Source organism: Sphingomonas sp. (assembly GCF_013812825.1).
Taxonomy (GTDB): Bacteria; Pseudomonadota; Alphaproteobacteria; order Sphingomonadales; family Sphingomonadaceae; genus Sphingomicrobium.
Genome location: NZ_JACCSU010000012.1, coordinates 1 through 12349, shown reverse-complemented (window position 1 = coordinate 12349; position 12349 = coordinate 1). Strand labels below are relative to the sequence as shown.

10 protein-coding genes are annotated in these 12349 nt (G+C 68.4%); 2 read left to right on the top strand and 8 right to left on the bottom strand.

Features of this window, described 5'->3' with window-relative positions:
- Window positions 1–32: 32 nt before the first annotated feature.
- Window positions 33–212, bottom strand: coding sequence for a hypothetical protein (locus H0T81_RS01205; RefSeq protein ID WP_294008991.1), 180 nt, complete (start codon window positions 210–212; stop codon window positions 33–35).
- A gap of 58 nt (window positions 213–270) precedes the next feature.
- Here H0T81_RS01205 and polA point away from each other — a divergent pair, with 58 nt between their 5' ends.
- Window positions 271–3078: a DNA polymerase I gene (polA, locus tag H0T81_RS01200; RefSeq protein WP_294008990.1), complete on the top strand. Its 2808-nt coding sequence runs from the start codon at window positions 271–273 to the stop codon at window positions 3076–3078.
- A gap of 66 nt (window positions 3079–3144) precedes the next feature.
- On the top strand, window positions 3145–4704 hold the full coding sequence (locus tag H0T81_RS01195) for an oligosaccharide flippase family protein (RefSeq protein WP_294009038.1): 1560 nt from the start codon (window positions 3145–3147) through the stop codon (window positions 4702–4704).
- A 58-nt stretch (window positions 4705–4762) separates the two neighbouring features.
- Here the strand turns inward: H0T81_RS01195 and H0T81_RS01190 are convergent, their stop codons facing one another.
- The 7 genes from H0T81_RS01190 to H0T81_RS01160 form a co-directional block, all read right to left on the bottom strand.
- The gene (locus H0T81_RS01190) at window positions 4763–5455 is read right to left on the bottom strand and encodes a hypothetical protein (RefSeq protein ID WP_294008989.1); all 693 of its coding nucleotides are present in this window, start codon (window positions 5453–5455) and stop codon (window positions 4763–4765) included.
- A 195-nt stretch (window positions 5456–5650) separates the two neighbouring features.
- Window positions 5651–6481, bottom strand: a complete 831-nt coding sequence (locus H0T81_RS01185; RefSeq protein ID WP_294008988.1) for a LytTR family DNA-binding domain-containing protein — start codon at window positions 6479–6481, stop codon at window positions 5651–5653.
- Between the two features lie 176 nt (window positions 6482–6657).
- Window positions 6658–7203, bottom strand: coding sequence for a hypothetical protein (locus tag H0T81_RS01180; protein ID WP_294008987.1), 546 nt, complete (start codon window positions 7201–7203; stop codon window positions 6658–6660).
- 117 nt (window positions 7204–7320) lie between these two features.
- Complete coding sequence (gene purH / locus H0T81_RS01175; RefSeq protein WP_294008986.1) at window positions 7321–8913, bottom strand: bifunctional phosphoribosylaminoimidazolecarboxamide formyltransferase/IMP cyclohydrolase; 1593 nt, start codon at window positions 8911–8913, stop codon at window positions 7321–7323.
- A gap of 10 nt (window positions 8914–8923) precedes the next feature.
- Complete coding sequence (locus tag H0T81_RS01170; protein ID WP_294008985.1) at window positions 8924–10591, bottom strand: heparinase II/III family protein; 1668 nt, start codon at window positions 10589–10591, stop codon at window positions 8924–8926.
- On the bottom strand, window positions 10588–11262 hold the full coding sequence (gene rpe, locus H0T81_RS01165) for a ribulose-phosphate 3-epimerase (RefSeq protein WP_294008984.1): 675 nt from the start codon (window positions 11260–11262) through the stop codon (window positions 10588–10590). Before rpe ends, H0T81_RS01170 begins: the two co-directional genes overlap by 4 nt.
- Window positions 11263–11277: 15 nt before the next feature.
- Window positions 11278–12349, bottom strand: a 1072-nt coding sequence (locus H0T81_RS01160; RefSeq protein WP_294008983.1) for an RsmB/NOP family class I SAM-dependent RNA methyltransferase, incomplete at its 5' end; no start/stop codon positions are given.

The following is a 12349-nucleotide window of genomic DNA, read 5'->3' as shown; positions in this document are numbered from 1 at the left end:
GACCTCCGCAATGCATTCGGAGCCGGACCTGGCTAGCGCAGCTTGCTGATCTTGAGCTTGTCCGCCCGGGCCCGGACCTGGACCGATTCCTCGCTTCGAGTCAGCGCCTTGGCGATCGAACGCAGCGACATGCCCTTGCCGGCGAGCAGATGGAGTTTCTGGATTTCGTCCTGCCGCCACGGCTGCCGGTGGCGTTCGAAGCGTTCGGTCATGGCCTGCCTCCTGCACGCGGCTGGAATCGCGCGCTCACCCTGCTAAACCCCGCCGCTCATGCCCGACGCGCAAAACCACCTCTATCTCGTCGACGGGTCGAGCTACATCTTCCGCGCCTATCACCGCCTGCCGCCGCTGACCAACCGGAAGGGCATGAACGTCGGCGCGGTCTACGGCTACACGACCATGCTGTGGAAGCTCGCCGACGGGCTCAACAAGGCGGATGGCCCGACCCACATGGCGGTCATCCTCGATGCTTCGGAGTCGACTTTCCGCAACCAGATGTACGCCGGCTACAAAGCCCAGCGTCCGCCGCCGCCCGAAGATCTGGTCCCGCAATTCCCGCTGATCCGGACCGCGACCAAGGCCTTTTCGATTCCGTGCATCGAGGAGGAGGGGCTGGAGGCCGACGACATCATCGCCTGCTATGTGACCGCGGCCAGGAACGCCGGCTGGCGGACGACCATCGTCAGCTCCGACAAGGACCTGATGCAGCTGATCGAGGACGGCTCGGTCGACATGCTCGACACGATGAACGACCGGCGGATCGACCGCAACGCGGTGCTCGAGAAGTTCGGCGTGCCGCCCGAGAAGGTCGGCGACGTCCTCGCGCTGATGGGCGACAGCGTCGACAATGTCCCGGGAGTCCCCGGCATCGGACCGAAGACCGCCTCGCAGCTGATCCAGACGTTCGGCGACCTCGAGACGGTGCTCGCCAGCACCGACCAGATCACCAAGCCGAAGTTGAAGCAGAATCTGATCGAGCATGCCGAGGCGGCCAGGCTGTCGCGCGAGCTGGTCCGGCTGGTGTGCGACGCCAAACTGCCCGAGCCGCTCGAGGATCTGGCGCTGACCGGCATCCCGCCCCAGCCCTTGAAGGAATTCCTCGAGGACCAGGGCTTCAAGACCCTGCTCGCCCGGATGATCAGCGGCCGCGGCGGCATCGGCGCAAGCAGCAGCGGCGGCGGAATCAATGACGTCATGGCGGCGGTCGCCGCGCCTGCTCCAGCGGCCGCGCCAACGGCCGAGGCGATCGCGGTCGACCGCTCGGCCTACGAAACGGTGACCGACGAAGCCTCGCTCGACCGCTGGATCGAAGAGGCGCGCGGATACGGTCTTGTCGCCGTCGATACGGAGACCGACTGCATCGACTGCGTGATCGCCAGGCTCGCCGGGATCAGCCTCGCGACCGCCCCCAACCGCGCCTGCTACATCCCGGTCGGGCACAGCGGCGCCGACCTCTATTCGGATGCTCCGCACCAGCTCGACCAGGGTCTCGTGCTGGCCAGATTGAAGCCGCTGCTCGAGGACCCGGCGGTGCTCAAGATCGGCCACAATTTCAAATATGACTGGGTGGTGTTCGACAAGGAGGGGATCGACGTCGCTCCGTTCGACGACACGATGCTGATGAGCTTCGACCTCGACGCGGGCCGCCACGGCCACGGCATGGACGAGCTTGCCAAGCTGCACTTCGACCACGAGTGCATCCCGTTCAAGACCGTATGCGGGGTCGGCGCCAAGCAGATCACCTTCGACAAGGTGCCGCTGCCGCAGGCGACTCAATATGCGGCCGAGGACGCCGACATCACCTTGCGGCTGTGGCAGCGCCTCAAGCCGCGGATCGCCGCCGAAGGCTCGACCCAGGTCTACCAGCGGGTCGACCGGCCGCTGGTGCCGGTGATCGGGCGGATGGAGCGCCGCGGAGTCAAGGTCGACCGCGACTATCTCGCCAAATTGTCGGGCGAATTCTCCAAGGAGATTTCGGCGCTCGAGGAGCGGATCTACGAAGCGGCATGCGGGCCGTTCACCATCGGCTCGACGCAGCAACTGGGCCATGTGCTCTACGAGCGGCTCGGCCTGAAGGGCGGGCGCAAGGGAAAGAGCGGCGCTTATTCGACCGACGTCAACGAGCTCGAACGGCTTGCGGCCGAGGGCGTCGATTGCGCCCGGCTGGTGCTCGACTGGCGCCAGCTGACCAAGCTCAAGTCGACCTACACCGACGCGCTCCAGGCGCAGATCAATCCCGAGACCGGGCGAGTCCACACCAGCTTCAGCCTCGCGGTCGCCCAGACCGGCCGGCTCGCATCGACCGACCCCAACTTGCAGAACATCCCGATTCGGACCGACATCGGCCGCAAGATCCGCGACGCCTTCGTCGCCGAGCCCGGCCACCAGCTGATGAGCGCCGACTACAGCCAGATCGAGCTTCGGCTGGCCGCGCACATGGCCGACGTGCCGCCGCTGAAGGAGGCGTTCGCGAGCGGTGCCGACATCCACAACCTGACCGCCGAGGAATTGTTCGGATCGGCCGACCGCGAGAACCGCAACAAGGCCAAGACGATCAACTTCGCGATCCTCTACGGGGTCTCGTCGTGGGGGCTCGCCGGCCGGCTGGGAGTCAGCCGCGAGGAAGGCCAGGCGATCATCGACCGCTATTTCGAGCGCTTCCCGGGCATCCGCAACTACATCGCCCAGACCCTGACCTTCGCCCGCGAGAACGGCTTCACCAGGACGCTGTTCGGCCGCAAGACGCATTTCCCCAACATCTCGAGCCGCCAGCAGAATTTGCGCCAGGGCAGCGAGCGGGCGGCGATCAACGCGCCGATCCAGGGGACCAGCGCCGACCTGATCAAGCGGGCGATGGCGCGGATGGACTCGGCGCTTGGCGCGGCCGGGCTCGAGGGCGTGCGGATGATGCTCCAGGTCCACGACGAACTGGTGTTCGAGGTCCCCGACGGCCGCGAGGAGGAAGCGGCGCAAGTCATCAAGACCGTCATGGGCAGCGCGGCCGAGCCGGGACAAAAGCTCGACGTGCCGCTGGACGTCGAGGTCGGCTGGGGCCGCCACTGGGGCGCCGCGCATTGAACGGGCGCCGCGCATTGACCGGACGCCGCGCATTGAACGGGGCCGCGCTTTGAAGTGGACCGGGCATTGAAGGGGCGGCGCCCCGCGGGGAAGCCCGACCCCCAGCCGCTGCCGCCGTCGGCGGACCTGGCGGCGCTCGCCCGCGGCGGCCGGATCAACTTCTTCGGCTTCGTTCTTCGGCTCGCGGCCCGGCTGCCGTTCCTGCTCATCGCCGGCCGGCTGTACGGCGCCGAGGCGCTCGGCCGCTTTGCCTATGCGGTGCTGATCGTCGAGTTCGCGGCGCAGCTGGCGACCCTGGGGTTGAAGCGCGGCCTCGCCCAGCAGCTCGCCCACACCGACAAGCCGCACGTCTGCATCGTCTGGGACGCCCTGCTGGTCGCGGCCATCGGGTCGGTGATCGGCATGGCCCTGCTGTTCGCCTTTCCGCAGGCGATGTTCCCCAACAGCGAGATCTACGGGATGGAGTGGCTTCTGCCCACCGCGGTGATCGCGTTCGCCTGGTCCGACGTCATGCTCGCCGCGCTCGCCTATCGCCATGACGTCGGGGCGACGGTGCGCGCCCGGGCGGTGGTCGAGCCGTGGACGATCAGCGTCGCCGCGCTCGGGCTATGGTTCGTGTCGCCGCGCGACGGGCTGCTGTTCGCCTATGCGCTGTCGATGCTCGCCGCGCTGATCGCCTCGGCGATTCCGTTCCTCAAGAGCTACGGAGTGCCGCACGGCTGGAGCCCCGACCCAGCGACCCTGTGGTACATGGCCCGGCGCAACCTGCCGGTCGCCGCGGCCGACGCGGTCGAATGGGGATCGCGCCGGGTCGACATCGCCATCCTCGGCCTGTTCGTCAGCCCGGCGGTGGTCGGCATTTATTATGTCGCCCAGAATATCGCCTCGCTTCCGTCCAAGCTGAAGACCAGCTTCGACCCGATCCTCGGGCCGGTCATCTCGCGCAATATCGCCGCGGGGAACAATGAGGCGGTCGCCAACCAGGTCCGCCAGGTCGGCTTCTGGGTGATCGCGGCCCAAAGCGCGGTCGCCCTGGCGCTGGCGATCCCCGGCGAAGGCGTGCTCGGGCTGGTCGGCCCGGCGTTCGTCGCCGGCACCGCCGCGCTGGCCATCCTGCTGTTCGCCGAAGTGGTGGCGGCGACGGCGACGGTCAGCGAATCGGCGCTGATCTACATCGCCCGCAAGCGCAACATGGCATTGAGCCTGGCGATGATCGTCATCCAGGTGCTTCTGTCGGTCGCGCTCATCCTGCTGTTCCGGCGCCTCGAATGGCCGGAAATCTGGCAGGCGATCGGCCCGGCGCTCGGCTTGTTCATCGCGCTCGGGATGGCGGCCATCGCCAAGGCCCGGCTGCTGTCGCACTTGCTCAAGGCGCCGGTCTCCGGCTGGCGGTGGGAGCTGCTGTGGGCGGCGGTGGCCGCCGCGGTCGCCGGGCAACTGGCGATCCTGCTTCCCGAATGGCTCGAACTCAGCGTCGGAATCCCGGCGATCCTGATCGCGTTCGGTGCGGTGCTGTGGTGGCGCGGCTTCACCGCCGAAGACCGCGAGCTGTTCCGGATGAAGAAGAGCGACATCGAGGACCTGAGCCTGCCCGACCCGAGCACCGGCGGCGACGCGCCCCGGTGAGTGTCCGCCTTCGACCCATTGCCGGACGTCCCGGCCGTGGCGTCAGCCGATCAGCCGATCAGTTCCTGGATGCTCCGTGTCGAGATTCCTCGAGGAGCTCTTCGCGCTCCCCGGCCGCTTGGGGCTCCCGCTCCAGGACGAAAACCCAAACGTGACCTTTGCGCTTGACGGCGTCCACGTGGAGAATGTCGGCGAGCCTGTATTTGCCCTTGCCCCACTCGAACACAAGGTACGGGAAAAACATCGGATGAACGCCGAACGGATCCATTTCGCTCGCTCCCGCGGGCGAGTGCTGCATCGTTTGTTCGATGTAGATTCGGCCTTTGGGAGCTAGCTGATCGGCCCAGATGTCGAGGGCCTTGCGCGGATTGAACGCGTGGTCGAGCGAGTTGGTGTAGATGAAGTCCCACTTGCCCGCCCACTCGGAGCGCGGTTCCTGGAAGTCGTGAACGACCATGTTCTCGAATTGCTCTGCAGTCTCGGAAATGTCGGTTCCAAGGACGGGGCAATCGAGCGCATCGGCGAACCACCGTACCTCGAAACCATTGCGGGCGCCGTGGCAAAGCCCCCGTCCGGCGATCTTGTTCGAGCGAATGTCGGCGGCGATCGCGGCAAGCGTGTCGCGATCGGCCCAGACCGAGTCGATCTTGGCGCGGTTCCACTTGATCTGTTCGCGCCGGTACTCGTCGTAACCACCCGAGTAGGCGTGCTGGTAGAGCAGCAGGTCGTGGTGTCTGGGTACAAGCTTCAATCGCAGCGGCCTGAGCGCCTTGTTCACGAGTGACCGAAGCATTAGCGGCAGAACTCGAGATCGCGGACCGAGGCCCTGTTGCAGGGCTGGATGAGGAAGTTGCAAGTGGGCTTCAGCATTGAAGCACCACTGGACGCAGTCCCGAGTCCATCGACAGCGGCAATACGCGGACGGTTCACTGCGAGTGACGAACGGTCAGGCTAAGCCCTGACCTTCTTTGAGCCTTCTAACCGTCCGTGCGTGGCGCCGACTAACCGGCACATGTGCCCCACTGGCCATCACCAGATGCTGCGAGTCTCCGCTGCTCACGTAAGCGCTTATTCGATCCCGGCGACACAATGCGGAGCGGTGTACCCGCACGAATTCCTGCGCAGGCAAGCGCTCCTCGAGGGCTCGCAGGGGCCGGCGGAGCATTCCGCTCCCGTGAAGATGATGCACCTTCGCATAGTTTCCGTCCGCCTCGATCCATTCGATGTCCGAAACCGGCAGCTGCAGCCAGCGGGTGCCCTGTTGAACCCACAGGAGCTCCAGCGGATCTTCCGCGGTTTCGCCGTTCTGATCGGCGTTGGACGATGCGGCGCTCGGCAGGCGGCCGGACTTCCACAGAAGGTAAGCCAGCAGCCAGGCTCCGAAATAGCCCGCCCACACAAGCACCCATCGGGTGCTCTCCGAAATCGCTGCAACATCGCCCGCGACACCGTCCAGATACTCGACCGCAAGGCGCACTGGCAGCATCAAGGCGGCGGCGAGCAATACCCAGCTGGTCACCCGGAAGATCAGCCGACCACCGCTACCACTGCTGTGCGCGAGAATGCTCAGGGAAGCCCAATAGACGCAGGCTCCCGCACCGGTGGCGATCAGCCGCCTGATGCTCAGGACATCCATTTGGTCGGCCGAGATCAACTCCGCGCGGAAGGAAAAGGTCAGATAGGTGAAGAGCCAGAACAGCAGGACAGGAATCGCGAAACTGCCATGGCCAGCTTGCTCGCTGTCCGGTCTGCCGGGAGAGGAGAAACTCGGTAGCATGGCGCTCGGACCATATAGCGCGGCCCGCTCATCAGGGAAGACATCCCGCGCCGAGCGGCCTGCGGCGGCGTAGGTCCGCCTGGCCGCCCATTGCCGACATGCAGGCAGCATTGGGGCAGCGCTCCGAGGTGGCGGCCCGCCCCCGGCTCGTCGTTAAACCGCCGCCGGGAGCCCGATCAGTGCGCGGCCTCGGGCTGGGGCGAGCGTTCGTTTTCGCCGACCAGCTCGTCGAACAGCGACCGGTAGTGGATCATCGCCTGGCGAAGGTCTTCGGTCCCGGCCTCGCCGCGCTCGTGCCGCACCGCGACCTCGTGCCCGGCGCGGTAATGCTCGACCACCTTGGGATGATCGACCGAGATGTCGCCGGCGCGCTGGTCGAAGTCGCCGACCGGATAGCCGCGGGCGCTCATCACTTCGGCGAGCAGGGCATCGGCATAGGCAACGGCTCGTGCCGGATCGTCGACGAATTTTGCCTGGACGTCGGTCCAGCGCTCGACGAACTGCTGCCGGGCGGCCGGTTCGAGGGGCACGATATCGAGCTTGGACACTCGCTTCTCGCGCTTGGCGAGCTCGGCCTCCGCCTTGCTGCGGCTGCCTTTCTCCTCGAGCTCGTGGTCGTACTCGGGGCCGAAGCGGGACTTCAGATGCTGCGAGCGGCGGCGCTGGAGCAGCAGCACGCCGGCGATGACTGCCACCGCCACGACTGCCAACAGAATGAGCATGGTCTGGTCCATCGTTGAATTCCTCGCCGGCTGGAGTTGGGGTCGAGGGGAAAACGAACGAGACGCCCGCAAGGTGCAAAGGCGCGTTTTCAGGGCTGCTCCAAATTCGGCCGAGGGCTAGTGCCGGAAGTGGCGCATGCCGGTGAACAGCATCGCCAGGCCCGCATCGTCGGCGGCGGCGATGACTTCGTCGTCGCGGATCGAGCCGCCGGGCTGGATCACCGCGGTCGCACCGGCTTGGGCGGCCGCCAGCAGCCCGTCGGCGAACGGGAAGAACGCATCCGAGGCGACCGCCGAGCCGACGGTGCGCGGCTCGCGCCATCCGTTCGTCTGCGCGGCTTCGATGGCTTTGGCCGCCGCGATCCGGGCGCTGTCGCGGCGGTTCATCTGGCCGGCGCCGATGCCGGCCGTCGCTCCGTCCTTGGCGTAGACGATGGCGTTGGACTTGACGTGCTTGGCGACGGTCCAGGCGAACAGGCAGTCGGCGATTTCCTGCGGCGTCGGCTCGCGCCTGGTCACGCACTTCAAATCGTCCCGAGTGGTTCGGCCCTTGTCGCGATCCTGGACCAGGAGACCGCCGGCGATCACCGCCAGCGACTGGCCGCCGCGGCCGGGGTCGGGCAGCTCGCCGGTCAGCAGCAGGCGCAAATTCTTTTTCTTCGCGAAGACAGCGCGGGCGTCGGCGTCGGCGTCCGGAGCGACGACGACCTCGGTGAAGATCGCCGCAATGGCTTCGGCGGTGGCGCCATCGAGCGCGCGGTTGGCCGCGACGATCCCGCCGAACGCCGAGACGCTGTCGCAGGCGAGCGCATCGCGCCAGGCGCCGGCCAGCGTTTCGCCGCTCGCGACTCCGCACGGATTGGCGTGCTTGACGATGACGATGGTCGGCGGCCCGTCGCGAAACTCGGCCACGAGGTCCAGCGCGGCGCTGGCGTCGTTGAGATTGTTGTAGCTGAGCTCCTTGCCCTGGATCTGCTCGGCCTGGGCGATGCCGCGCGCGTGCGGTCCGACCGGCAGATAGAGTGCCGCCTGCTGGTGCGGGTTCTCGCCGTAGCGAAGCGGCATCTTGAGCTTGTTCGACAAGGTCCAGGTCGCGGGCCAGCGCTCGCACTGGTCGGCGAAGGCGAACCATTGCGAGATCATCGAATCGTAGGTCGCGGTCAGCGCGTAGGCCTTTGCGGCGAGGCGCTTGCGAAGCTCCAGCGACGTCGCGCCGTCATTGCCGTCGAGCTCGGCGAGCAGCGCGCCGTAATCGCCGGGATCCGTGACGATGGCGACAAACGCGTGGTTCTTGGCCGCCGAGCGGACCATCGACGGCCCGCCGATGTCGATGTTCTCGATGATCTCGTCGCGCGCCGCGCCGCGCATCACCGTCGCCTCGAACGGGTAGAGGTTGACGACGACCAGGTCGATCGGGGCGATTCCGTGCTCGTCCATCATCGCCCGATGCTCGGGGTTGTCGCGCACTCCGAGCAGGCCGCCGTGGACCTTCGGGTGAAGCGTCTTGACCCGCCCGTCCATGATCTCGGGAAAGCCGGTGAGGTCGGAAATGTCGCGGACCTCGTGGCCCAGCTCGCGCAGCCGGGCCGCCGTGCCGCCGGTCGAATAGAGCTCGACGTCGTGGCGGACGAGGCCGGCGGCGAGCGTTTCCAACCCGCTCTTGTCCGACAGCGAGAGCAAGGCTCGGCGGATGGGCACAAGGTCGGTCAAGCGTCTTCCCTCAACTCGAGCGGCGGAATTGCCAGCCGACTTCGCCGCCGATTCCCGACATCTCGCCGACGATCACCAATTGCGTCGTCTTGTGCGGCTCGCCGGAGCCGTCGATGAACAGGCTTTCCTCGGTGGTCAGCATCGCCCCCCGGCAGCGGAAGTTCCACGGCGGCGTTCCGCGCGAGCGCAGGATCGCGCCCATGCCGTCGGCGGTCAGCGTCGCCTCGACGTCGCGCGCGAGGTGGAAGCGGGTGGCGAAGGCGATCGCGTCGCGGACCTTGCGGCGGCCCTTCTGGATCAACTGGTCGGCACCGCGCAATTCCTTGCCGTCGTTGCCGAGCATCAGGCTGCGCTTGTGGATCAGGCCGAAGCGGCGGACGTAGCCGTCGTGGGTCGCGGCGATGCGGCTCGAATCATTGTCCTCGGAGCGCTCGACGGTGACGTCGCTGACGCCCTTGCCGAGCGAGCCGTCGGCGAGGATCGCGGTCGAATTCGTCTCGGCCAGGGTCAGCGTGCTGTGCGCGGCGGTCGAGCGCAGCGCCTCGACCAGATGATCGGGGAGCTTGGTCGGCAGGGGGCCGGGGCCGCCGCAATTGACGACCAGCCGCTGGGCTCCGTCGGACAGCTCGAAGGCCAGCGTCGAAGCAGTGCCGCTGCCGGTCATCCTGGGCGGCGGCGGCGGAGCGGCGTCGAGCACCAGAACGGTGCCCAGCGCCGACATCCGCTGATAGCCCCAGCCGCGCGCCTGGCGGAGCGGCCGGGCCCGCAGCCCGCAGCCTTCGACCAAAGCGTGGAGCCGCGCCGGGTCGCCGGGATTGCCGCCCTGCCAGCTCGACAACGCCCCGTCGCCCATGGTCACTCCGTGAAGGGCTGCGAGAGCGGCCGCGGCGGCGGCCTGGATGCCGTCGGGGAGCGTCTGCTTGGCGGCGAAATACGCGGCCCGCAAAAGGCCCAAGCGGTCGACCAGGAGCATCTGCTCGTGGGGCGAGCGGCTGGTGAGGCCGCCGTCCTCGAACTGGGCGGCGGCGAGCGCCCGGGCAAGCCCCGCTTCGCCGCGGGCGACCCGCGTCACTCCACCCTGGACGAGGAGCCCGGCGGCGACGACTCCGGCCCAGGCAGTGATCCGCTTGAGGCCGGGCGGGGCGCGATCGGCGTTGGCGTCGAGATGCCGCGCTCCCCGCGCCAGCGTGTTCAGCAAGGCCGAACGGTAGCCGGCGTCGCGGCTCGACAGGATATACGGCGCGTAGGCGGTCCAGAACAGGATCCGCTCGCCCCACAGGTCGGGACGCCAGGCCTCGTCGGCGCGGGTTCCGTGGGCAAGCAGCCAGCGCCCGGCAAGCGCTTCGGCGAGCCGGGCGCCGTTCTCGCGGCTGGCGGCGGCGGCGAGGTCGCGCAGCCAGGAGAAGCCCTGCAATTGCTCGGCGAGCGGTCCGTCGGCGCCGATCGCAGCGAACTCGGCGGCCGCGAGCGACAGAGTCTCGCTGCCGAGCGTCAAACGGCCGGCCAGCAAGGCATCGCCGCGCCGGCGGTCGCCGACAACGAGGTCGCGCGGCACCGCGGCGAGCTTCAGCGGCTGGCGGCCCGATCCGAGCAGCCGGGAAAACAGCGATCCGCGGGCGAGCTTGCGGACGATGTCGCGTTCGGCCGCAGTGTTGGCCGCAGCGGTGCTGGAGCTCATCCGTCTCCCCGCAGCGCGCGGATGTTGCCGGCGTAGGAGCCGGGCCCGCCGCGGAACGCCGCGGTTCCGGCGACCAGCACGGTCGCCCCGGCGTCGACCGCCTGGCGGGCGGTGTCGGCATCGATGCCGCCGTCGACCTCGATCGCGACGCCGAGGTTCTGCTTGGCGATGCGGCGCGCGACCGCCTCGATCTTCTTCAGCTGGCCGGCGATGAACTTCTGGCCGCCGAAGCCCGGGTTGACGCTCATCACCAGCACCAGGTCGATGTCGTCGAGCACGTAGTCGAGCGCCTTGGCCGGGGTCGCGGGGTTGAGCGACACGCCGGCCTTCTTGCCGAGCGCCCGGATCCGCTGGACGGTCCGGTGGAGGTGCGGCCCGGCCTCCGGGTGGACGGTGATGACGTCGGCGCCGGCCTCCGCGAACGCATCGAGGAACGGGTCGGCCGGGGCGATCATCAAATGGACGTCGAACGGCTTGGACGAATGCGCTCGAAGCGCCTTCACGACGCTTGGGCCGATGGTCAGATTGGGGACGAAATGGCCGTCCATCACGTCGATGTGCAGCCAGTCGGCGCCGGCCTCGTCCATCGCCCGGACTTCCTCGCCAAGCCGGGCGAAGTCGGCGGACAGGATCGAGGGGGCGATGAGCGGCGGATTGGACGAAGCGGCCATGGGCTCGATTAGACGCTAACCGGCGCCGCGGACAAGGCGGGCGGCGAAGAAGCCGTCGAGGCCGCCCTGATCCTCGAGCAGGCCGGGCAGGATCCGGACGCGGCCGGCCGAATCGGGGGCGACGAAGCCGGGGAGCCCGGTGGGCGGATCGAGGCGGAAGTCCGGGTGCGTGGCGAGGAAGGCCGCGACGACCGCTTCGCCCTCCTGGGGCTCGAGCGAGCACACCGAATAGACCAGCGCGCCGCCCGCTTTCAGCCACTCCGCGGCGCGGTCGAGCAGCTGCGCCTGGAGCTCGGAGCGCTCGGCGATGATCGCTGGGCGGGCCCGGTAGAGCACTTCGGGGTGGCGGCGGAAGGTGCCGGTCGCCGAGCAGGGCGCGTCGAGCAGGATCGAATCGAAGCTGCGGCCGGGATTCCATGTCAGCGCGTCGACCGGGACCAAGCTCGCGCTCAGATTCGTGCGCTGCAAATTCTCCCGAATCCTTGCGAGACGGTTCTTCGATGCATCCACCGAGGTCACTCGGTGACCGGCGGCAGCGAGCTGCATGGTCTTGCCGCCCGGCGCCGCGCACAGGTCGAGCACGTCGCCAGCGTCGGCGGGGATCAGGCGCGCCGGAAGCGAGGCGGCGAGGTCCTGGACCCACCAGCCGCCGGCTCCGAAACCGGCCAGGCTGGGCACGGCCGAGCTTTCCGCAAGCCGGACGTGGCGCGGCGCGAGCGACACTCCGCCGTTCGCCTGGGCATAAGCTTGCGCCTCCGAATCGTCGGCGAAGCTGAGGTCGAGCGGCGGGCGCCGGGCCATCTGGCGGCGCGCCGCCTGCACCGTTTCCTCGCCCCAGGCGGAGCGCCAGCGCTGCTCGACGGGCTCCGGCAGGCGCGGCGAGTCGAGCGGCGGCACGCCCTTCCGCAAAAGCGTTCCGAGCACTCCGTGGACCAGCCGGCGCGGGCCGCCGTCGACCAGCGGCAGAGCGGTCGCGACTAGCGCATGGTCGGGCGTTCCGAGGCCGATCTTCTGGGCGAGCGCCAGTCGCAGCACCATCCGCGCCTTCGAATCGTCGGGCAGCGGGCGCTGGGTCGCGCCGTCGATC

Excerpts from the sequence above, each read along its gene's own strand:
- H0T81_RS01205 (WP_294008991.1), bottom strand. The coding sequence starts at position 212 with ATGACCGAACGCTTCGAACGCCACCGGCAGCCGTGGCGGCAGGACGAA.
- polA (WP_294008990.1), top strand. The coding sequence starts at position 271 with ATGCCCGACGCGCAAAACCACCTCTATCTCGTCGACGGGTCGAGCTAC.
- H0T81_RS01185 (WP_294008988.1), bottom strand. The coding sequence starts at position 6,481 with ATGCTACCGAGTTTCTCCTCTCCCGGCAGACCGGACAGCGAGCAAGCT.
- H0T81_RS01180 (WP_294008987.1), bottom strand. The coding sequence starts at position 7,203 with ATGCTCATTCTGTTGGCAGTCGTGGCGGTGGCAGTCATCGCCGGCGTG.
- H0T81_RS01170 (WP_294008985.1), bottom strand. The coding sequence starts at position 10,591 with ATGAGCTCCAGCACCGCTGCGGCCAACACTGCGGCCGAACGCGACATC.
- rpe (WP_294008984.1), bottom strand. The coding sequence starts at position 11,262 with ATGGCCGCTTCGTCCAATCCGCCGCTCATCGCCCCCTCGATCCTGTCC.